This window comes from Variovorax sp. 05N34 (assembly GCF_056397405.1).
On sequence record NZ_JBFTNI010000004.1, the window covers coordinates 274029 to 295218 of the forward strand.

At 64.9% G+C, this 21190-nt stretch carries 22 protein-coding genes; 10 read left to right on the top strand and 12 right to left on the bottom strand.

From position 1 onward, the window contains the following. The first annotated feature begins 49 nt into the window (after nt 1-49). Entirely contained in the window at nt 50-952 is a 903-nt protein-coding gene (locus AC1DMA_RS13210) for a hypothetical protein (RefSeq protein ID WP_478144450.1), read from the top strand. On the opposite strand, the gene AC1DMA_RS13215 is transcribed toward AC1DMA_RS13210, so the two are convergent. Further along, complete coding sequence (locus AC1DMA_RS13215) at nt 949-1398, bottom strand: universal stress protein (protein WP_478144451.1); 450 nt, start codon at nt 1396-1398, stop codon at nt 949-951. The two genes, AC1DMA_RS13210 and AC1DMA_RS13215, sit on opposite strands and share 4 nt — an antisense overlap. A 293-nt stretch (nt 1399-1691) precedes the next feature. On the opposite strand from AC1DMA_RS13215, the gene AC1DMA_RS13220 reads away from it, so the two are divergent. The 3 genes from AC1DMA_RS13220 (at nt 1692) to AC1DMA_RS13230 (ending at nt 5034) form a co-directional block, all read left to right on the top strand. Next, nucleotides 1692-2711: an aromatic ring-hydroxylating dioxygenase subunit alpha gene (locus AC1DMA_RS13220; RefSeq protein ID WP_478144452.1), complete on the top strand. Its 1020-nt coding sequence runs from the start codon at nt 1692-1694 to the stop codon at nt 2709-2711. A 65-nt stretch (nt 2712-2776) separates the two neighbouring features. Next, nucleotides 2777-3982 (top strand): ABC transporter substrate-binding protein, encoded by a 1206-nt coding sequence (locus AC1DMA_RS13225; RefSeq protein WP_478144453.1) that lies wholly within the window; start codon nt 2777-2779, stop codon nt 3980-3982. Beyond that, nucleotides 3979-5034 carry a sugar phosphate isomerase/epimerase family protein gene (locus AC1DMA_RS13230; protein WP_478144454.1) on the top strand — a complete coding sequence of 352 codons (1056 nt, stop codon included), beginning with the start codon at nt 3979-3981 and terminating at the stop codon, nt 5032-5034. The genes AC1DMA_RS13225 and AC1DMA_RS13230 overlap by 4 nt, the downstream gene beginning before the upstream one ends. Here the strand turns inward: AC1DMA_RS13230 and AC1DMA_RS13235 are convergent, their stop codons facing one another. Continuing rightward, nucleotides 5035-5844 carry a TetR/AcrR family transcriptional regulator gene (locus AC1DMA_RS13235; RefSeq protein WP_478144455.1) on the bottom strand — a complete coding sequence of 270 codons (810 nt, stop codon included), beginning with the start codon at nt 5842-5844 and terminating at the stop codon, nt 5035-5037. A 220-nt stretch (nt 5845-6064) separates the two neighbouring features. On the opposite strand from AC1DMA_RS13235, the gene AC1DMA_RS13240 reads away from it, so the two are divergent. Next, nucleotides 6065-6778 carry a hemerythrin domain-containing protein gene (locus AC1DMA_RS13240; RefSeq protein WP_478123716.1) on the top strand — a complete coding sequence of 238 codons (714 nt, stop codon included), beginning with the start codon at nt 6065-6067 and terminating at the stop codon, nt 6776-6778. A gap of 3 nt (nt 6779-6781) precedes the next feature. Here the strand turns inward: AC1DMA_RS13240 and AC1DMA_RS13245 are convergent, their stop codons facing one another. Next, nucleotides 6782-8143 (bottom strand): GAF domain-containing protein, encoded by a 1362-nt coding sequence (locus AC1DMA_RS13245; RefSeq protein WP_478144456.1) that lies wholly within the window; start codon nt 8141-8143, stop codon nt 6782-6784. Next, complete coding sequence (locus tag AC1DMA_RS13250) at nt 8140-8646, bottom strand: hypothetical protein (RefSeq protein ID WP_478123714.1); 507 nt, start codon at nt 8644-8646, stop codon at nt 8140-8142. Before AC1DMA_RS13250 ends, AC1DMA_RS13245 begins: the two co-directional genes overlap by 4 nt. A 103-nt stretch (nt 8647-8749) precedes the next feature. Here AC1DMA_RS13250 and AC1DMA_RS13255 point away from each other — a divergent pair, with 103 nt between their 5' ends. The 4 genes from AC1DMA_RS13255 to AC1DMA_RS13270 all read left to right on the top strand — a co-directional run bounded on the left by AC1DMA_RS13255 (nt 8750) and on the right by AC1DMA_RS13270 (nt 12223). Further along, complete coding sequence (locus AC1DMA_RS13255) at nt 8750-9493, top strand: NADPH-dependent F420 reductase (RefSeq protein ID WP_478144457.1); 744 nt, start codon at nt 8750-8752, stop codon at nt 9491-9493. Beyond that, nucleotides 9490-10782, top strand: coding sequence for an NTP/NDP exchange transporter (locus tag AC1DMA_RS13260; protein ID WP_478144458.1), 1293 nt, complete (start codon nt 9490-9492; stop codon nt 10780-10782). The genes AC1DMA_RS13255 and AC1DMA_RS13260 overlap by 4 nt, the downstream gene beginning before the upstream one ends. Then, nucleotides 10779-11678, top strand: coding sequence for an aldo/keto reductase (locus AC1DMA_RS13265; RefSeq protein ID WP_478144459.1), 900 nt, complete (start codon nt 10779-10781; stop codon nt 11676-11678). Before AC1DMA_RS13260 ends, AC1DMA_RS13265 begins: the two co-directional genes overlap by 4 nt. Before the next feature lie 65 nt (nt 11679-11743). Further along, a complete protein-coding gene (locus tag AC1DMA_RS13270) occupies nt 11744-12223 on the top strand; it encodes a hypothetical protein (protein WP_478144460.1) in 480 nt (159 codons plus the stop codon). Here the strand turns inward: AC1DMA_RS13270 and AC1DMA_RS13275 are convergent, their stop codons facing one another. The 5 genes from AC1DMA_RS13275 to AC1DMA_RS13295 form a co-directional block, all read right to left on the bottom strand. Then, nucleotides 12224-12817: a DUF2894 domain-containing protein gene (locus AC1DMA_RS13275; protein WP_478144650.1), complete on the bottom strand. Its 594-nt coding sequence runs from the start codon at nt 12815-12817 to the stop codon at nt 12224-12226. A 14-nt stretch (nt 12818-12831) separates the two neighbouring features. Then, nucleotides 12832-13482 carry an OmpA family protein gene (locus tag AC1DMA_RS13280; RefSeq protein ID WP_478123986.1) on the bottom strand — a complete coding sequence of 217 codons (651 nt, stop codon included), beginning with the start codon at nt 13480-13482 and terminating at the stop codon, nt 12832-12834. Next, nucleotides 13482-15572, bottom strand: coding sequence for a DUF802 domain-containing protein (locus AC1DMA_RS13285; protein WP_478144461.1), 2091 nt, complete (start codon nt 15570-15572; stop codon nt 13482-13484). Before AC1DMA_RS13285 ends, AC1DMA_RS13280 begins: the two co-directional genes overlap by 1 nt. A 10-nt stretch (nt 15573-15582) precedes the next feature. Then, complete coding sequence (locus tag AC1DMA_RS13290) at nt 15583-16263, bottom strand: DUF3348 domain-containing protein (protein WP_478144462.1); 681 nt, start codon at nt 16261-16263, stop codon at nt 15583-15585. A 103-nt stretch (nt 16264-16366) separates the two neighbouring features. Beyond that, nucleotides 16367-17266 carry a CoA transferase gene (locus tag AC1DMA_RS13295; protein WP_478144463.1) on the bottom strand — a complete coding sequence of 300 codons (900 nt, stop codon included), beginning with the start codon at nt 17264-17266 and terminating at the stop codon, nt 16367-16369. 126 nt (nt 17267-17392) lie between these two features. Between AC1DMA_RS13295 and AC1DMA_RS13300 the strand changes: the two genes are divergently transcribed. Then, complete coding sequence (locus tag AC1DMA_RS13300; RefSeq protein WP_478144464.1) at nt 17393-18295, top strand: SDR family oxidoreductase; 903 nt, start codon at nt 17393-17395, stop codon at nt 18293-18295. Between the two features lie 21 nt (nt 18296-18316). On the opposite strand, the gene AC1DMA_RS13305 is transcribed toward AC1DMA_RS13300, so the two are convergent. From AC1DMA_RS13305 to AC1DMA_RS13315, 3 genes are read right to left on the bottom strand one after another with little or no spacing between them, the layout of a single operon-like run. Continuing rightward, complete coding sequence (locus tag AC1DMA_RS13305; protein ID WP_478144465.1) at nt 18317-19246, bottom strand: EamA family transporter; 930 nt, start codon at nt 19244-19246, stop codon at nt 18317-18319. Further along, nucleotides 19243-20247 carry an SDR family oxidoreductase gene (locus tag AC1DMA_RS13310; protein WP_478144466.1) on the bottom strand — a complete coding sequence of 335 codons (1005 nt, stop codon included), beginning with the start codon at nt 20245-20247 and terminating at the stop codon, nt 19243-19245. Before AC1DMA_RS13310 ends, AC1DMA_RS13305 begins: the two co-directional genes overlap by 4 nt. A gap of 14 nt (nt 20248-20261) precedes the next feature. Further along, complete coding sequence (locus AC1DMA_RS13315) at nt 20262-21182, bottom strand: bile acid:sodium symporter family protein (RefSeq protein ID WP_478144467.1); 921 nt, start codon at nt 21180-21182, stop codon at nt 20262-20264. Between the last annotated feature and the right edge of the window lie 8 nt (nt 21183-21190).

Sequence of the window (21190 nt, forward strand, 5' to 3'; positions counted from 1 at the left end):
AAGCGCGATCGAGGGGCGAAGGCGCGGCGGTTGTTGTAGGGTGTTGCCCATGAACAAACCGCCGGCAGCGATTCTTCTCCGCATCGGACTTTGGCTCTTTCTCAGTGTCATCTCGATGGGCGCGCACGCTGCGCTCGATGCGGGGTCGGCAGAGGCCATGCGCGAACTTCATCGCAGGCTCGGCGACCAGCTGGCCAACAGCCCCTTGAAACGCCCGATCGTCCTCGATTCGAAGGAAACCGACGGCGGCCTTCAAGGCGACGTCTACGGCGTCATCGATGACTCCATCGACGATGTTCGTCGCGCGCTGGAGCGGTCTTCACAGTGGTGCGACATGCTGGTGCTGCACATCAACAATCGTCGCTGCCGAGCGGCTCGCACGCCGAGCGGCGAGACAGTCACGCTGAGCGTTGTGCCGAGCTACGACAAGCCCATCGACCAGGCCTTCGAACTGTCATTCATGCATCGGGTCGTGCATGACTCGCGCGACTATCTTTTGGTCGACCTTTCTGCCGAATCAGGGCCCATGGGCACGAGCCACTACCGTGTGCTGCTCGAAGCCATTCCCCTCGGCGAGCACCAGACCTTCCTGCACTTTGCGTATGCCTACGACCACAACATGATGGCGAAGCTCGCCACACAGGCCTATCTCGCCACCTTCGGCAGCAACAAGGTCGGATTCACGGTCGTCGGCAAGACAGCGGATGGCACGCCCGAGTACATCCGGGGGCTGCGCGGGCTGGTGGAGCGGAACGCGATGCGCTATTTCTTCACCCTTGATGCCTACCTCGACGGCCTTTCGGTGCCCGGGCCGGAGCGCGAGCAAAAGCGCCTGAACAGCTGGTTCCAATCGGTCGAGCAGTACCCGGCCCAACTTCACGAAATCGACCTCGCCACTTATCTTTCGATCAAGCGCGAAGATCGCCAGCGCGACGCGCAGACCCCACGCTAGGGCCGCAGGATCAGCACCGGCGTGTGCGAATGCGTCAACACATGCAGCGTTTCGCTGCCCATCAGCACCCGCGTGATTCCACGCCGGCCGTGCGAGGCCATCACGATCAGATTGCAGTCGTGAACGCGGGCGCACTCGATGATGGCTTCGGACACCAGCTCCGACTGCATCACGACGGCTCGCGCGCTCTTGACGCCCCGCGCCTCGGCCTTGAGCTTGACCGCGTCGACCACGCGCTGCGCCTCGGCATCGGCCTCGTCTCGCAGCCGGGAGACTTCTGGCTGACTCAGAAGGAGGGAGCCTTCGAAATAGCTGGCGGGGTAGTGGTGAACCACCTTGACGACGGTGAGTTGCGCGCCCGTGAGGACGGCCAGCTCGATGGCGCCGTGGACTGCCAATTCCGACAGCTCGGAGCCGTCGGTGGCAACGAGGATGCGTTCATACATGGCGAACTTCCTTGGGCGGGAGACGCCCGCCCCGCAATGATCAGATTAGTTCGCCGCGAGCCGGCCGGCAAGGTGCGCAGATACGTCTAGACGCAATTGCCTAGCGGCTTGGCGGCAACTCCGACGGTGCACGGCCCCGGTCTGGTGCGAACCCGGTGCAAACCCGGTATCTCGATGCACCGAAATTAAGTAGTCTCTCCATGAAAATGGAGAAGTGACTTACTTATCGCTGGCATGGTTTCTGCACATCACTGCCGTCCAGCGACCTGCCGAAGAAATTTCGAGGACAGTACATGACCGCCTACGCCTACAACGCCTGGTACCCCCTTGCATGGTCTCGCGACGTCGGACGCGACATCGTCGCGCGTCGGGTTCTCGAGGAGGATCTCGCCGTCTATCGCACCGAGGACGGCATCGTCGCCGCGCTGGAGGACGCGTGCCCGCACCGGCTCGCGCCGCTGTCGATAGGTCGGCTGCGCGGCAATGCCATCGAATGCGCCTACCACGGGCTCACTTTCGACTGCGCCGGTCAGTGCGTCGCCGCGCCGGGGATGGCACGCATACCGCCCAGCTTTCACGTGCGCAGCTATCCGACTGCGGAGAGCATGGGCATGGTCTGGGTGTGGATGGGAGACCCGGAGCGCGCCGACCGCAGCCAGGTCTTTCATCTGCCGGAGTACGACGACCCCCACTACAGCGTGGTTGAAGGCGATGCGCTGCTGGTACAGGCCAACTACCTGAGCCTGGCCGATAACCTGTGCGACCCGACGCACGTCGTCTATGTGCATCAGACCACTTTGGCGAGCGCCGGCCGCGAGGAAACGCGGGTACAGCACGAGCGCCAGGGCAACAAGGTCGTGACCTGGCGCTGGGTGATCGATGGTCCGCTGATCCCACTGTTCGAAGGCCTGAAGGATTTCGGCGGGAACGTCGACCGCTGGCACTACTACCACTATCACGCGCCGAGCATCGCCGTCATCGACTTCGGCTCCGCGAAGACCGGCACCGGTGCACCCGAGGGCAAACGCGAGGACTGCATCCAGATGTTCGCGTGCCACTTCATCACGCCCGTCGATCAACGCACTTGTGTGCAGCATTGGCTCTGCTTGAAGAACTCACCCTCGGACCCCGTCATCGACGAGCGCCTGCGCAGCAACCTGCGGCTCGCCTTCAATGAAGACAAGCACGTGCTGGAAGCAATCCAGCGCAACGAAGACAAGCCGCGCCAGTGGCACCGCATCCAACTCGGCCTGGACGGATCGTCCATCAAGATGCGGCGCATCGTCGAGGAAATGGCTGCCGGAGACCGTTGAGCCGCGCAGCGTTCTGCTTTACGTCCTGCTTCATGTCCTGAATTCCCCCCCGAAAGGATCCCGCGATGAAATCCGTCATTTCCGCCGCAGCACGCGTCGTGGCTGCCAGTATCTGCATCGTCGGTGCGCAGGCCGGCGCCCAAGGGACGATCAAGATCGGCGAGATCAACAGCTACAAGGCGCTGCCGCAGAATCTGGTGCCCTACAAGCAGGGCTGGCAGCTGGCGCAGGACGAGATCAACGCGGCCGGCGGCGTGCTCGGCAAGAAGCTTGAGACAGTGTTCCGGGACGACAACGCCAACCCGGGCGATGCGGTTCGCGTAGCCGAAGAACTCCTCGCGCGGGAGAACGTGGACATCCTCGCCGGCGTGACCTTGTCCCACGTCGGGCTCGCGTTGACCGACTTCGCCAAGCAGAAGAAGGTCTTCTTCCTGGCGTCAGGGCCGCTGAGCGACAAGGTCGTCTGGGACAACGGCAACCGCTACACGTATCGCCTGCGCTCCGGCACCTACGCGCTCGCTACCTCGGTGATCGGCGAGGCAGTGAAGCTGCACAAGAAGCGCTGGGCGCTGGTCTACCCCAACTATGAGTACGGCCAGGCGGCAGTGGCGGCTTTCAAGGAGAACATGAAGAAGGCGCAGCCTGACATCGAGTTCGTCGCGGAGCAGGCGCCGCCGCTCGGCAAGGTGGACGCCGGCGCGGTTGTGCAGGCTCTCGCGGATTCAAAGCCAGACGCGATCTTCAACGTGCTGTTCGGCAGTGATCTCACGAAGCTGGCCAGAGAAGGCAAGACGCGGGGCCTCTTCGACGGGGTCGAAGTGGTGAGCCTCCTCACGGGCGAGCCCGAGTACCTCGATCCACTCAAGGGCGACGCGCCGGACAACTGGATCGTGACGGGCTACCCCTACGCCAACATCGATACACCCGAGCACAAAGCCTTTCTTGCGGCCTACCAGAAGAAGTACAACGACTATCCGCGTCTGAATTCGATCGTCGGCTATGCGACAGTGAAGGCCATCGCAGCCGGCGTTCAGAAGGCGGGCTCGACGGATACCGAGAAGCTCGTCGCGGCTTTCAAGGGACTGCAGTTCACATCGCCTTTCGGGCCCGTCGTGTTCCGGCCGCAGGACAACCAGTCGACATTGGGCATCTACGTGGGGCGCACGGCGGTCAAGGACGGCAAGGGCGTGATGCCTTCGGGCACTTACTTCGATGGCGCGAAGCTGCAGCCGTCCGACGAACAGATCCGCAAGCTGCGCAATCCCTCATGAGCGCGGTGCTTCCACCGATCGGCTGCAATGGTCGGGGCGCGCAGGCGTCATCGATGGACGCGCCTGTTTCGCTCATGGAGGCATCGGTCGAAGAGCAGTTCAGGCTCGTGCGGGAGGCTGGCGCTTTCGACTTTTTCGATCGGCTCCCAATGCCAGGGCAGATCGACGAGTATCTGCGCTGCGCCGAGCGCTATCGCCTGCCGGTTCATACCGCCAGTTGGTTCTATGCGTTGGAGCGCGACGAGCCGCTGCTGGCCGAAAAGCTTCGGCTTGCGGCGGCGGTGGGCGCAAGCACGCACAACATCATGCTGTATTGGCACGATGCGAACGGCCGTCCGATCGACAACGCTCGGGTGGTCGACTTCTATCTGCGAGCCTACGACGAAGGCATGAGGCTGGGAATCGAACCGGCTTTCGAGTTTCACGTCAACATGTGGAGCGAAGACCCGCGGCGGGTCGCGCCGGTTGCACGTGCGGTGAAGGACCGCGGCATTCCGTTCAACTTCACGCTCGACTACAGCCACGCCATTTTCAAGATGGGAAATGCTGAGGAATTGGCGATCTGCGGATTGACCGACGATGTCGCTGCCGGACATGCAGTGCTCGACCCATTTCAACCCGGCAACTTCGTCGACCAGTGGCTCGAGATGGGCATCGTGCGTTGGCTCCAGGTGCGCAGCGTGGCGCCGAACGGGCCGCGCAACCGATGGTCGATCAGTGATTCTGCCGACATGGTGGCGGCGGTGCCCGATCACTCGATCTTTCCTTATCGAAGTGGCGAGCCCGGGCGCGGCATTCTCTATCCTTTCACCGCGCCGGCCGAAGGCGAATGGCATTCGCCATGGGACGAGAGACAACTCGACTGCACCAAGGAGGTCGTGCGCAAGGTATTGGCCTACCACCGCAGCCATGAAGAATCGCCGCTGCGCTGGATCACGACCGAGATGATCAACCTGCCCGACTACGCACACAACGCGCGCTTCTCGTTGATCGGCCAGAACGCCGCGATCGCGCGTTTTGTTCGCGAAGCCTGGGCGCAGTCGGACGCCTGATTACTTTGCGTTCGACGCCGGCTTCTTCTTCGGCTTCGCGGTCTTCTTGGGCTCTGGTGAGGCGCCGTCGGCAGGCGCCAACGTCGCGAGTGCGGGCTGAGATGCCAGCATGGTCAGCACCACGTCGCAGATGTGCGTTCGCCAAGCGGTGCGGCGCGGGCGGCTCATCAAGTCCGCGCCGAGCCACGCCGAACAGGTGTACTGGTTCGACAGATAGAAAAAGCCGAGCGACATGATCGTCATCAGCACGTGTTCGGATGACACGTCGCGGCGAAACACGCCCTTGGCTTGTCCACTCTCGAGCAGGGTCTGAACCGTTTCGACGAGAGGGAGGGTGACGCGTTCGACCTGAAGCCACTGGCGGATGTGCTTGCCGCGCAGCAGGTTTTCGTTCATCAGCAGACGCACCAGGTTCGGGTGCGACAGGTAGTGGTCCCACGAGTGAAGAACCAGTTGGCGAATCCCTTCCACAGGGTCTTCGGGAGAGACGAACTCGCGTTGCGCGCCAATCATGCCTTCGTAGATCTTGGCGAGCACCGCCTGGTAGAGCCGCTCCTTGTTGCCGTAGTAGTAGTACAGCATGCGGTCGACCGTGCCTGCGGCGGCGCTGACACGCTCGATGCGCGCCCCCGCGAAGCCATGCTCGGCGAATTCCTCGATGGCCGCATCGAGGATGCGCGTCTCCAGGAGATCGGTGCGCTCGCGGCGCAGGCGCCGGCGGGTGGGTCCGCCTTCCGCGGCGGGAGGCACATCGTCCGCCCGCACTGCGCGGCGGCCGCTGCGAGCGGCTGAAGGTGATCGATCTGACACGCTGGGTTGCTCCCGTCGTCAAGGCACATGCACATGCACGGCGCTCATTCTCTCGCATGCATGCGACCGTACCCCACCTTCGGCATACATCGCAATTTAAGGTTTGCTGAAGGATTGCTTAAGCATTTCTTAGCGGCGCGCCAAGGCTTGGATTCCTAGACTTCTTTCCCAGCAGGAGGGCGCATGGGGCGCCTCCGCTGAACCGGAATGAAGGACTCTCATGAACATCGATCCGCGCGAAATGCGCCAGGTCGCGGCGGTCTCGGAACCCCGCGTCGATCTCTACGTCGGCATCCACAAGGCATTGCGTGCGCTGATGGCCGACAACCTCCTTGCACTCGGCCGCATGGACTGCGACGATGATCTGGAGCTTGCGCAAACCACACAGCGCCTCCTGCAACTGCTGGAGATCTGCCGTTCGCATCTGCAGCACGAGAACGATTTCGTGCATGCCGCTCTCGAAGCCCGCGCGGCCGGCTCCAGCGCTCAGATCGCGCACGAGCACGAAGAACACGTTCAAGCCATCCACGCACTGGCTCGGCAGACCACCGCACTGCTGCAATGCGACCCGGCCCGCCGCGCCGAAGGCACGCTGGCGCTGTATCGCGCGCTGTCGGTTTTCATCGCGCACAACTTCGAGCACATGCACGTGGAGGAAACAGCGCACAACGCCGTGCTCTGGGCGCGCTACACGGACGCCGAACTCGAGCAGATCCACGGCGCGCTCGTCGCCTCCATTCCGCCCGAAGAGATGATGTTCATCGTGCGCTGGATGGTCCCGTACATGAACCCTCGCGAGCGCGTCGTGATGCTGAGCGACATGCGCGCGCACGCGCCGGCACCCGCCTTTGCCGCAGTGCTCGACGTGGTGCGCCCGCACCTGACCGAGCGCGAGTGGGCGAAGCTCGGCGCCGGCCTCGGCTTGCCGGCCTGAATGTCAGCCGGCGATCTCCGTGAGCGCAACCGGCCGCTCGATCCGCAGGCTGAAGCGGCCGCGGCCGGTTTTCTCGATCCGCAGGTGAGGGCTGTTTTCCGCAAGCCGGCGTTGAAGCAGGACCAACCGCGCTTCGAGGTTGTCGGAAAGATCAGGCAGCTTGATGGCGGGATCGAGGCGGAGCTCGCGATTGGTGAAGTCGGTGCGGCCCTGCTGCGCATATTCGCGAAGCAGCTTGCCGAGGATGGCGCCCGCCACGCCCTTGATGAGATAGCTGTCGCCGATGAAGACGCTGTTGTTGGCCAGGTAGTGGCGCACGGGCGTGGGCGCGCCGCTGGCGGAAGGCGAAGGGGCGGGCACGGGCTCTTCCGAGGCAGCGGCCGGCTCGTCCGCGGCGCGCAAGAGTTCCAGTGCCGCGCCGAGATGGCAGGCGATGGCGACCAGCGCGTCTTCGTCGTCGAAGCCGAAGCGCATGTCCAGCGGGCTTTCGACGAACAACGCTCCCAGCAGCCGCCCGCCCGAGACGATCGGAACAGCAAGCTGGCTGTGCGGCTCGGCCAGGCCCGGAAACGGAATCTCCGTGTCAAGCACGATGCCCGGCTCGATTTCGCGCATGCTGCTGCGCACAGCATGGCTGTAGCTGGCCGCATGGGTCACGTGGCTGATGCGAACCGGCGTGCGCTCGCGCGCGGCCACCCCGATCACACCATGACCGACCTCGATTTCCGAGCCGACGCCGGAAGTCGCGTAGCCGCAACTCGCCACGGTGTAGAGGCGCTGGGTTGCAGCGTCCAGCATGAGCACCATGGCGTGGCGCACGTCCAGGTGATCGTTCAGCGCCGCCAGCGCGGTCTGCAGCAAGTCATCGGTGGCGCTGCAGGCGGCGAGCCGCTCGGCCGCCCGGCGAACTCCGGCCAGAAGTCCGGGCCTCGGCGGCGAGGCCGCCACACGTTCGCCTTCAAGGCTTTCGATGGCTTCGACTTCGTACACGTCGGACCCGCGCAACTGGAAGACGCCCGCCATGCCCGAATGCGACGCGATGCCCGCGAGTTGTGCCTTCATGCGCTCGAACAGCGGACCGCTGGTTTCGGTTCGCAGGTAATGCAGGTGCAGCCGGTGGTATCTGGCAGTGGCAGGGTCGATCAGCAGTACGCTCGCGTACGGGTTCGCGAGGATGTTCTGCCTCGTCTTGTTGAAGAATTGAAAAGACAGCGCGACATGTCGCTCGTCCACGTAATAGACCTGCGAGATGTACGCAACATTGGGTGTGCCGTCCTCCGCGCACGTCGACATGATGGCCGGGATCGCCCCTTCGAAGCACGATCGGATCGCATGCAGCGACGGTGAAGGATTCACCGCGTTCATGGCGTGGCGGTCCCGGGCAGTGCGGTACCAGCCTTCGGGCCAGGCGTCTGGTCGAAGGCCGCATCGGGGCTGAACTGCACCGCCACCAGCTCGTCGAGCTTGAACGCCAGAAGCGTATGCACGAAGGGCAGGTCGCAGCCGACCAGGCTCAGCTCGTGTTCCATGGATTGCCCATAGCGCCGAAGCACCGGCAAATCGCGTTCCTCTGCGGCGCGGAGTTCAGCCTTGCTTGCCTTCACCTGCACGGTCCGGTGACTCACCGGCTCGCTGAAGACAACGGCGACTTCGCCGGTTGCCGCGATGTCCTGCAGAAGCTGCCGCGCATGACTGCGCGACACGAACACGGTAATTTCGGTCCCGTCCTGGGAAATGCTGGCGCCGACCGCGCGCATCACGCTGGGGCGAAGTGCGGCGTTGCGCGACGCGACGTTGGCTGATATGCCCTTGTCGATCAGCGCGATGTGCTCGGGGCTCAGCAGCGGACGGGAAAGTATGTCGGCCATGGGAGAGGATCGGCGGAGACCGGCATTTTGATGCAAAAGTTTGCGTTCCGGCGGAAGATGATGGGTCGCGAGCCAGCCCGGTTCGTCAACGCAGGAGGCTTCGATGGTCAGGCATCACTCCCTCGATCGCACCCGCCGCGCGCTGCTGGGCGCCGGCGGCGCATGGGTCGCTCTCGCGGCGTTGAAACCGCATGCCGCGTCGGCGCAGGCCGCGGCCGGCCTGCGTATCGGTGTCATCGGCTCGGGGCACATCGGCGGAACGATCGGCGGGCTCTGGGTCAAGGCAGGCCATCCGGTGATGTTCTCCTCGCGCCATCCGGAGGAACTCAAGGGCCTCGTCGGGGAGCTCGGTTCGCGCGCCAGCGCGGGCACGGTCGAGCAGGCGATCGCCTTCGGGGACGTGCTCTTCATCGCGGTGCCCTATGGTGCGCTGCCGCAAATCGGCAAGGACTATGGAGCTGCGCTCAAGGGCAAGGTCATGCTCGACGCCTGCAACGCCGTGTCGTCGCGCGACGGCACCGTGGCTGACGAGGTGGAGCAGGAAGGCATTGGTGTGGTGTCGCAAAAATACCTGTCGGGCGCTCGCCTGGTGCGTGCGTTCAACACCATGTCCTACATGATCTTCGCGCGCGAAGCCCATCGCCCTGATCCGAAGCTGGCGGTCCCGATTGCGGGCGACGATCCCGAGGCAGTGAAGATTGCTGCCGGACTGGTGCGCGATGCGGGCTTCGATCCGGTCGTGGTCGGCAAGCTGGCCGACGCCCGGAAGTTCCAGCGCGGCGGCCCCGGCTACGGCCAGTCGGTCACGGCGGCCGAACTCAAGCAGAAGCTGTCGCTGGCGCCATGACGCCGCTCCAGCGCTGGCTGCGGCGGGCGGTTCCTGCGACCCCGCAGGAACTGGCGGCGGCGCTCTGGTCCTTCGGCTATTTCTTCGCACTGCTGGCCGGCTATTACGTGTTGCGGCCGTTGCGCGACCAGATGGGCATCGCCGGTGGCACGCGCGCGCTGCCATGGCTCTTCACGGCGACCTTCGTGACACTGCTGGCCGCGCAGCCGCTCTACGGCGCCTTGGTGGCCCGGCTGCCGCGGGCGCGCTTCATCCCGATCGTCTATCACTTCTTCGTACTCAACCTGGCGGTTTTCTGGCTGCTGCTGGAGCTTGGCATCGCACCGGTGATCGTGGCGCGCGTGTTCTTCGTGTGGGTCAGCGTCTTCAATCTTTTCGCGGTGGCGGTGTTCTGGTCGTTCATGGCGGACCTGTTCACCAGCGAGCAGGGCAAGCGGCTCTTCGGCTTCATCGGCGCTGGGGGCACTGCCGGGGGGTTGCTGGGGCCGGTGATCACCATCCTGCTGTCGGTACCGCTCGGCCCGCACAACCTGTTGATCGCGGCCATCGTCTTCATCGAGGTCGCCGTGTTCTGTGCCTACCGGCTGGAACGCAGCGCGGGTTCGCCGCAAGGGGCCCGGCGTGAAGACCATCGCGTGGGCGGAAGCGCCTTCGCTGCGCTCTCGGGGCTGGTGCGGTCACCGTACCTGCTGGGCGTTGGAGCGTGGGTCAGCCTGCTGTCTTTCGGCGCGACCATCCTGTATTTCGTGCAGGCCAACGTGGTCTCGGCGGCCGTACACGGGGCGGGCGCGCAAACACGGATCTTTGCCAGCATCGATCTCATCGTCGGCCTCCTGACCCTGGCGACGCAGGTCTTTGCCACGGGCCGGTTCATGCAACGATTCGGCACCGGGATCGCGGCGGCCGCATTGCCGGCGGTGTATGTCGTCGGCTTTCTCGTGCTGGCCTGGATGCCGGGCCTGATGGTTGTGATCGTCTTCCAGGTCGCCCAGCGGTGGATGAATTTCGCCATTGCCAACCCGGCGCGCCAGGTGTTTTTCACGGTGGTCGGCCGGGAGGAAAAATACAAGGCGAAGAACATGATCGACGTGGTGATCTATCGAGGCTCCGACGCGCTCTACGGCTGGGTCTTCGACAGCTTGCAGGCGATCGGACTCAAGATCGGCGCCATCGCGTTGTGCGCGGTACCGGTGGTGCTCGCGTGGCTGCTCCTGTCGACGGCGCTGGGGCGCACGCAGGAGCGGCGCGCATCCTTGCAGGGCATCCGCGCGCAAGGGGATCTGCAATGACGACAGGACTGACACGGCGAGGTTTTTCGGCGCTTGCAGCGGCGGGTCTGCTGCCTGAGGCCACATTTGCGCAGGACAAGCAGGGTCCAATCATCGAGAGGGCCATTCCGAGCACGGGTGAACGGCTCCCGGCGGTGGGCCTCGGCACCGCAAATGTGTTCGACAGCGACGACGCCCGCACGCGCGACGCCGCAACGCAGGTCGTTCGGACTTTGCTCGACGCTGGCGGAAGGCTCGTCGATACGTCTTCTGTCTACGGAGATGCCGAGCAGGTGCTGGGGCAAGTCATGTCGTCCGGCAGCTGGCGCGACAAGATATTCGTCGCGACCAAGCTCGAAGAACCGGACGCGGCGGAGCTCGAGCGCTCGCAAAAGCGCCTCGCGACGCGAAAGATCGATCTGCTTCAGCTGCACAACGTGCGCGATCCGCGCCAGTCGCTCGCCCGGTTCAAGGCGTGGAAGGCGCAGGGCGTTTGCCGCTACATCGGCATCACATCGACTTCACACCGCGACTTTGCGGCCATCGAAGCGGTGCTGCGGCGCGAAAAGCCCGACTTCGTGCAGATCGGCTATTCGCTCGACGACCGCGAAGCCGAAGCGCGCATCCTGCCGTTGGCGGCGGAGGTGCAAGCTGGCGTGCTGACCGCGCTGCCATTCGGCCGCGCGCGGCTGTTCCGGGCAGTTCGCGGCAAGCCGGTCCCCGACTGGGCGGCAGAGTTCGCGGGCAGTTGGGCGCAGTTCTTTCTCAAATACCTGCTTGGCGACGAGCGCGTCACGGCAGTGATTCCGGGCACTTCCGATCCGGCGCACATGGCTGACAACCTGGGAGCCATGCGCGGGCGGCTCCCCACTGCGGAGCAGCGTCAACGAATGGTTGCTTTTGTCCAGAACCTCTGACGTGAAATCCTGAAACTCGCAGGCGTCAGCCGAAGTCGAACATGGACTTTCGGCGGAGGTTCGCCATGAAGCGTCTCGCACAGGCCTTGATGATCGTCGCCATGGCTGGCGTCACGACGACGAGTCTTGCCTTCAACGGCATGCAAGCAGGCGGTGGATTTCACGGCGGCGGCCGGGGCTGGGCGCCGGCTCGTGCTGCGCCGGGGGGCTTCGCCGGTGGCAACTTTGGCGGACAACGCGCTGTCGTCGTGCGCCCCGGCTTTTCGGGTCACCCTGGTTTCGCTCATCCGGGTTTTGCGCGCCCAGGCTTTGCCCGCCCGGGCTTCGTTCGTCCTGGTTTTGCTCATCCCGGGTTCGTTCATCAAGGCTTCGTTCACCGCGGCTATCCGTTCCGGGGCGCAGTGATCGTCGGCGGTCCGGTGTTCTTCGGCCCGCCACCCGTGGTTTTCGTGAGCGGTGTCCCCGCTCTCTGGTATTGCCAGAACCCCCCCGGCTATTACCCGACCCTTCAGGACTGCCCGGTGGGCTGGATCCGGGTGCAGTAGTCAGCCCGATCGCGACCGAGCACTTTTCTTCGGCGGGGCTTCCGCGCCCATCGCATTCGCTTGGTCGAGCCATGACAAGGTGTCGACGTACGCCATGAAGCGGTTCAGGTACTCCGGCGACAGATCGCGCATCAGGGTGAGCGATCGATGCACCAGGTGATGCGAGTTGAGGGGTCCGGCGTTTTCCGGCACCTTTGCCAGTGATTGCGTGAGTCGCCGATCGGCGCTCAGCTTCGACCAGGTGCTCCTGAAGTAGCTGAGGGTCTTCAGTTCGGAGGAAGCAGGAATACCGTGCAGCGTTTGGGCGTCACCTTCGCCTTGCGATGCCGCATGCCGTGCGATGTGCTCGACTAGGGCCGCAAGAGGGCCGCGGGCGGGGTGGTGCTTGTCCGCCGGTGGCGCAATGTCCTCTGCAGGAGCTCGCGCCTTTTCGACGTCGTCGCCGTACGCTGCCAGCAGTTTCGCAATCTTGTCGTCAAGGATTTGCCGAGCATCACCTTCGTGCGCCGCCGAGCGCTTGACCATCGCTTCGATGAGCCGGAAGCGCACGGGGTCGAAGCGATCGTCGCCTCGCTGCCGCCATGCATCGATCATCGCAATGGGGTCGCTCACGGTGCCTTGGCGCTCAGGCTTGCGTTGGTCCGCTTGGGTGTCGGCGCCATTTCCACGCGACGATTTTTCGAGCGCCCCTCGGGGTCGGAATTCGAGGCCACTGCCTGCTCGGAACCAAACGCCGCGGCAAAGACGGAGGACGATGGAATGCCTTCCTCGATCAATGCGCGCGTCACGGTGAGCGCCCGTTGCGCCGAGAGCTCCCAGTTGTCCGCGAACTGGCGGTTGCCGCCCCGTACCTGACGATCGTCCGTGAAGCCGCTCACCATCAGGATTTCTTCGCGAGACTGCAGATAGGCGGCGAGCGGCCCCGTGAGGGTCTTCAACAGTTGCCGTCCCTCCGGCTGCAATTCGGCGGAGTTGACCGCAAACAGCACGCTGCCGCTGATGCCGATGCGCCCGTTGTTCAGCGTGACCCGGCCTGCCGCCAAGGGGCCGGCCAGGGCCTTTTCGAGCGCCTGCAGCCGTTGCGCTTCCACCTGCTTCTGCTTGAGTTCGGCTTGCAGCCTGGACGTGAATTCAAGCTGCATGCCGATCGCGCAGACGAGGATCAACACGAAGGCGCCCAGCAACCCCGACATCAGGTCGCCGAAGACGGCCCACACGGGCACCGTCGGCTCCGCGCCGGCGTCGAGATCGTCCACCATCACGCTTCGCTGCCCACGGCCGAGCGGCTGCTCGCGATCTGCTGCAGGTCCTCGACGATCTGCTTCTGCGACATGATGCTCAGGTCGATGACTTCGCGCGCTTGCGCCACGTAGTAGTCGAGCTGTTCGTCACTGCGCGCAATCGACTTGCCGAGCGCGCCTTCGATCCGCTGCAGATGCGCCACCAGCTTGTCGTTGGACTGGCTGAACAGTTGCACCGCGAGCCCGAACGCCTCGCCCAGGCTCGCGACTTCGACGGCGCTGCCAGTGATCTGCGCGGCCACGCCCGTCATCTTCTCGGTCTCGACTTCGATCTTGTCGGTGAAGCGGGTGCCGACGCGTTCCAGCAGATCGGCTGATGCGCCGACCAGCGCGTCGATGGCCGCGCGCTGTTCGGTCGAAGCGTGGTTCACGGCGCCGAGCAGGGTCTCCAGCGTTTCGAGGATGCGGCTGCGTTCGTCCAGCATCGCGTTGTCACGGGCCATGCTGTCCGACAGCTTCTGGCGCAGTTCGGCGATCACCTCCGCTGCGGCGCGAGGCGCTTCCGAAGCGGCCTGCATGAGCTGGGCGATTTCGGCGATGGTGTTTTTCGCGTGGGCTTCGGTCTGAGCGGAGATGCCGATGGCGGTGTCGGCCAGCGTCTTGCAGATATCTTGTTGCTGGCGTTCGGTGCGCGCGCCCGCTTGCTGCCACTCTTCCTTCAGCGACACGGCAATGGCTTCGAGTGCATCGCTCCAGGCGGACAGCCGTTGCTGGTCGCGCGACGCCACTTCCGTCTGCAAGGCCGTGTGCGCCTGCGCGACGGTTTGCAGGAGCGAAGCCGAGTGCTGCTCGAAGGTGGCTGCCGCCGTAGTCAGCGCGCGATGCGTCTCGCTCGACACATCCTGGCTGACGCGCTCGTGTTGTTCGAGAGCGCTTCGCCAGTTGCTGGAGACGCCGTCGACCGCGGCTTCGAGACGGGCGCAGACACCATCGACCAGCGACGCCGAGCGCTGCTCGAAAGTCTCGGCGAACTGATCGAGCGAGATGCGCAGATCCTTCGATTGGGCCTCGCTCGCTCGCTGATGCTCGACGAGCGCTGATTTCCAGATGTCGGCGACAGTGGTCGTGCTGGTTTCGAAGCGGCTCGACAGCCCGTCGAGCTGACGCTGGACGCTTTGCTCGATGGTCGCGTGCAACGAAGCCGCTTCACGCGCGATGCCCGCCATGGCCGCTTCGACGACAGGTTGAAACGTCGCTCCGGCCACGCGAGCGCTTTCGGTCAGGCTCTGCTCCAGGGAGCGGCCCACGGACGACGCCAGGCCTGCATACGCAAGCTCTGCCTTGCCATGGAAATCGTCCTGCCCTGAGATGAGGCGCTCGTTCAGGGCCTGGCTTTGCCTTTCCATCGTCGCCATCATCAGTTGCAGCCGATCGACGAGTGCCGGCATCGCATGGCTCTGCTGCTGCAAGAGCTTGAACGACTCTTCGCGTTGATGCGCCAGCGAGAACGCACGCAGCGTGGTCCCGATACGCGTGTCGAGAATTTGCGCGGCTTGCAGGCGATCGCGTCGGCAGAGCGCAGACAGAAGGCCCAGCATCGCGGATGCGGCCACGCCGGCGACTGAAGTGCCGAACGCCAGCCCCAGGCCCTTGACGGGCGCCGCGAGCGAAGAGCGGATGGCTTCGAGGTCCGTCGCGCTTTCCAGGGCCGAGCCGGTGCCGTTGAGCGTCACCACCATCCCGAGAAAGGTACCCAGCATGCCCAGCAGGACGAGCAGGCCTGCGAGGTAGGGGGTCAGCGCAGGGCCGGGCAAGCCGACGCGCTCGCCTTCGATGCGCAGCCGTACCGCATTGCGCAGGGAGGGGTGCAGCGTGCCGAGCCACTCGCTGAGGTCGGTCGGCGCTTGCGGCATGTCGGTCACGGCATGCGTCAGCGTGGCTGTTGCTTGATGAAAGCGGCGCAATTCGAGCGCGCCCATGAGGTAGAACGCGCCGACCAGCAAGGTGATCGCCAGGGCCAAGGGATTGGTTCCGATGTACCCGGCACCCACCCAGCACACGGCGGCCAGGCCCACGAGAAAGACGGCGTAAGGAAGATATCTGTTCATGTCGGCTTGGTTAGCTCGATCGAAGGGCTTCCAGCAGCCCTTCGATCGGTTGAAATCGAATTTCCAGTTCGGCGAGCAGCACGGCCTGCATGTTCTTGCGGAAGGCGTCCTGCCATGCGTCTGGCTGCGCTTCGTCCTCGGAAACCGGCGCCTGTGCCTGTGACTGTGCAAACTGTCGCAAGCGCTTGAAGTGCTTTTCGAGCAGTCCCGGCACCGTTGCCAGCAAGCGGTGCTCGTGTGGATCCAGGGCTTGCTCCATGACGGCGTCCACGGCGGCGAGCCGGGAGAGTGCCGGTGACCTGGCTGCCAGCTTGGCGCGCAGACGGCCGCGCAAAGGGCCGATCGCGACTTCCATGGCCTGCTGCCTTGAGAGATACCGCTGCTTGTACGGTGGGAAGTCGGCCCCGCTTGCGCCGCCTTCAGTGATCGCACTGACCAACGACGCGCGAATGCGGGCGCATTCGGCTTCTTCGGCGCTGGACGATCTGGAGGCTGCCGCAGGCCCTGCCGCGGGAGCACCATTGAGCACTGCGGAGAGCGAGATGGCGTYGGTCCAGCTGACCCAATGACTCAATCGATCCGCGAAGGCTTGTCGGGATTCAGGAACGTCGATGTCGGTCAGTCGAGCGAGCAAGCGAGTGAGCGCCGAGCCGGTGAAACCTGTGCGCCGGGACACTTGCACTTGCACCATGCTGCCAATTGGAAAAACCGAGCAGTCTACACTGCCGCGTCACCCGGGAAGGGCCGCCCAGAGTGCCAGCACGGCGAATTTCTGTATCAATTCTGTTGCGGTATCAATCGGCCAGGGTGAGCAGCGGAACATCGCGTTCGCGCGCCATGGTTTCGAGGTCGGCGCGCGTGCGGGAGCCGATCCAGCGGGTAATGGCTTGGAGCGTTTCGGCGGCGGCCATGTCGGACGAAGCGGGCAGCCCGGCGGCTTCGCTCAAGCGTGCCGCGAAGTGCGGTTCGAGCGCGGCGACGGCTACGCGTCCGTCGGCGCAGCGATAGACGCGATAGCCAGCGTGAGCGCCGCCGACCGCGCCAGTCGGCTTCGTCAGCCCCCAGGTGTGCGGCAGCGCCAGCCAATCGGCAGCGGCGTTGAGGGCCACTTCCAGGCAGATTCCCGGCGCGTGCGGGCCGCCGGCGCGCAATGCGGATTTCAGCACGGCCTCGCTCGCCAGGAGCGCGCCGCCCATGTCGGCGTACAGCGTCGGCGGCAACTCGGTGCCGGTGACCAGGCCGCTTTCAGCGAGGTAGGTGAGGTCGTGACCGGGCTCTTCGGCGCGATCTCCCGGGGCGCCGACGATCGCGACCTGCGACAGCCGCGGATGGCGTGCGTGAAGCGTGGTCCAGGCCAATCCGAGCTTGGCGAGCGCGGAGGGCCTGAACGATGTGAGCAGGACGTCGGTGTTCTCGAGCGCCGCGTGCAGGTGTTGCTGCCCGGCTTCGGTCTTGAGGTCGGCGACTTCGACCGAGACGCCTTCATGCATCGCCGCATAGGCCGTGGGGTTGTAGTGGCCCATCGGATCGCCCGATGGAGGCTCGAGCTTGGTGCAGGTGGCGCCCATCGCGCGGCACCGCATCAGCGCGGCCGGCCCGGGGAGGTTGAGCGCAAGGCTCAGCACGCGAACGCCGGCCAGCGGCGCGAAGGCTTCGGGGGATTCGGGGGATTCGGGGGACGAGTTGTTGGACATGGATTGATCCTTGATGGGTCCTCGGCAAGCCTTGGTGATGTCGCATTGGAGCTTACCGGCTTGTCGCGTCCGCTCTACGATGCGCGTGGCACAGCCCGTTTCGATTCAATCCCTAAGGAGACACGCATGTACCAGTCCGATCTCATGGCCGGCCAGCGCATTCTGGTGACCGGCGGCGGCACGGGCCTTGGCCGCGCCATGGCCGAGCGCTTTCTGGGTCTCGGCGCCGACGTGGCGATCTGCGGCCGACGGCAGAGCGTCTGCGAAGAAACCGCCGCCGAATGGCGCACGCAGTTTCCGGGGCGGCGCATCGACACCTTCGGCGTCGACATCCGCAATGCGCAGGCGGTGGACGAGATGGTCGAGAGCCTCTGGCAGTCCGGCGGGCTGACGGGGCTCATCAACAACGCGGCGGGCAACTTCGTCTCGCCGACCGAGGCTCTTTCGCCGCGCGCCTTCGATGCGGTCGCGAACATCGTTTTTCATGGCAGTTTCTATGTCACCCAAGCCGTGGGCAAGCGCTGGGTTGCCGAAGCGAAGGAAGGCAAGTGGAAGGCCGGCGATCCGTACCGCAGCGTGATGAGCATCATCGTGACCTGGGTCGACAACGGCAGCCCCTATGTCGTGCCGTCGGCAATGAGCAAGGCGGGAATCGAGGTGATGACGAAATCACTGGCCGTCGAGTGGGCGCGCTACGGCATTCGGCTCAACGCCGTCGGCCCTGGCGAGATCCCGACCGAAGGCATGAGCAAGCGCCTGAACCCCGGTGAAGAGCCCGGCGCACGCAGCAAGGCGCACAGCCCGATGGCGCGCACTGGCCGAATGAGTGAACTGCAGAACCTCGCTGCGTTCCTGATGGCGCGCGGCCAGTGCGATTGGCTGACCGGCCAGAGCATCATGATGGACGGCGGCAACGCGCTCGCGACCGGTGGCAACTTCTACGAGTTGAGGCAGTGGAGCGATGCCGACTGGCAATCGGCGCGGGAACGCATCGAGGCGCAGAACCAGAAGGACAAGGCGCAGCGCTAGCGTTCGCCTTGCGAGGCATCTTCAGGCAGGGCGGGGGCCTCGCAACCGGCCGAACAGGCGCGTCGCCAATCCCTGGTTGATCACCAGTCCCAGCAGCACGCCTGCCGTGCCGATCCACTGCGCCGGGCTCGGATGCTCGCCGAAGCTGATGGCAGCAGCGGCCAGCCCGACGACCGGCACCAGCAGCGAGAACGGCACGACACGGCCTGCCGGGTGGCGCTGCAGGAGGCGCGTCCACATCGTGTAGGCCAGCAGGGTTGCAAACCATGCGAGGAACAGCACCGAGAGCACTGCGGGCACATCGAGGCCGGCGAGTTGGTGCACCACGGTCGACGGACTGCTCATTGCCGCTGCAAGCAGCAAGAAAGGAATGATCGGCACCAGGCTGCTCCACACGATGAAGCCGAAGGGATCGTAGCCCGGTGCCGCGCGCACCGCGAAACGCACCACGATGTTTGATGTCGCCCACATCAATGCAGCCGACAGCGTGAGCACGAAGCCGATCAAGGTCATCTGGCCCGGACCTTCTCCGTGCGCGGCAGCGATCAGCAGAAGTCCCGCAAGCGCGACGCCGAGGCCGAGCCATTGGCTGGCCCTTGCCTTTTCGCCCAGCAGAGGCGCCGCCAGCAGCAGCGTGAAGAAGGCTTGCGTCTGCATCACGACGGAGGCCATGCCCGCAGTCATGCCCAACTGCAATCCCAGGAACAGAAGTCCGAACTGACCCAGCCCTTGCGCGAGTCCGTAGGCGATGAAGTAGCGCCACGGCAGGGGCGGGCGGCGCACGAACATGAAGAGCGGCAACGACGCCGCGCCGAAGCGCAGTGCGCCCAGCAGCATAGGGTTCAAGTCCCGCAGCCCGATCTTCATGGCGACGAAGTTCACGCCCCAGATCAGCACCACGCCCAGGGCGCGTCCGAAGTCGCCGCGGCTGAGTCCGGCAGCGGCGGTCATGCGCTGACCTGCCGCTGTGCCTGCTCGTGCGCCGTGCGTGCGGCCTTGAAGGCAAGGAAGGCTTCCAGGCTCGTCTTGCGAGGCACATAGCCGAATTCGGATTTCAGCCGTGCATTGCACAAGACGGGCCTGTAGCGCAGGAAGTCCAGTTGCTCGGGTCCATAGCGCGTGATGCCCAGTCGCGATCCGATCGAAAGTGCGAGCCGCAGCAACGGCGCCGGCAGCACCAGCATCGGCTTGTGCAGGATCGAAGCGATCTGCGGCAGGGTGAGCGCACCATCGCCGGCCACGTTGAAGCAGCCTGCGCGGCCGGTGGTGATCGCGTGGACCACGCAGCCGGTGACGTCCTCGTCCCAGATGAAGACGAAGGGGCTGTCGCTGCCGCGGATCGCGAGGATGCGCGGCTTTTCGAACAGCGCGGTGATCTGGTTGCGCACGCTCGCGCCCAGGATCGTGCCGATGCGAAGCACCGTCTGGCACAGCGCCGGATGCGAAGTGCGATAGGCGGCGAGCATCTCTTCGACCAGCCGCTTGTGGTGCGCATAGGCGAAGGCGTGATTGCCGCGCAGCGCCGTGTCTTCGTCGATCCATGCGGGGTTGTCCGCGTGGTAGCCGTAGGCGGCGCCGCTGGAGGACACGACGATGTGCCCGACGCCATTGGCAATGCAGGCTTCGAGCACGTTGCGGGTGCCCAGCACGTCCACCGAATACTCGAACTGCCGTGTGCTGTCGGGCCCCGGCGTCACGATCGAGGCGAGATGGACGACCGTGTCGATCGCGTGTTCGCCGAGCATGGTGCTGATCTGCGGCGCGCGCACGTCCTGCACGGCATAGACCACGCCAGGCACCTGGCGCGGCTTTGGCACTTCGCGGACATCCAGCGCGACCACGTGCTGGATGTCGGGCAGTTTTGCAAGCGCGGCAATCACCGTGCGGCCGAGAAAACCGTCGGCGCCGGTGACGAGCACGCGCCGTACCGCGATGGGCTGGGAGACTTCCATGGATCGATTCAGATTCAGGCCGAGCGCGCGGCCACAGTAGACAGGGGGCGACGCGCCCACCAGGCGGCGAGCGCAAGGCCCGCGACGATATCCCAGATGCCCCAGACCCCAGCGACGACCGCCATGCCGCCGAGTCCGCCGAAGAAGCTGAAGATCAGCACCAGGCCCAGGCCCGAGTTGCGGATGCCGACCTCGAAGGTGATGGCGCGGCGGTCGTGTTCCGAAACACCTGCAGCCGTCGCACAGGCATAGCCCGTGCCGAACGCCAGGGTATCGTGCAGCACGACGGCGAGCAGCACCAGGCCCACATAGTCGAGGAAATAGCGCCAGTTGCCGGCCACCGCCGCGGCGATGAATCCGATGAGGCACACGAAGCTGATGATCCGCACCGATTTCTTGATGCGCTCGGTAAGCCGTGGCAGCCAGTGTCCGAATGCGAGTCCTATCAAGAAGGGTGCGCCGATGATCGACACGATGTGCAGGACCATGTCCAGGGGATCGAGCGCGATGGTCTTCAGCAGCGGCGCCGCCGTCTCATGCATCCCGCCCCAGAAGGCGAAGTTCAGAGGCATCACGATGATCGCGATCAGGTTCGAGATGGCCGTCATCGAAACGGAAAGGGCCACATTGCCGCCTGCCCGATGCGTGAGGATGTTCGACACATTCCCCGGCGGACAGCAGGCGACCAGGATCATGCCGAGCGCAATGCTCGGCGACGGCTTGAGAAGCAGCGTCAAACCGTAGGTCACTGCGGGCAGCACGATGAATTGCGCCGCGATGCCGCTCGCCATGGCCACGGGCATGCGCAGCACGCGCTTGAAATCGGCGACCCGCGTGTCGAGCGCGATGCCGAACATCAGGAAGCCGAGCACCGCATTCAGCAGCATCAGCGACGCAGGATTGAAGTTGAGGCGCACCTCGTCGACGGGGAGCATCGGCGGTT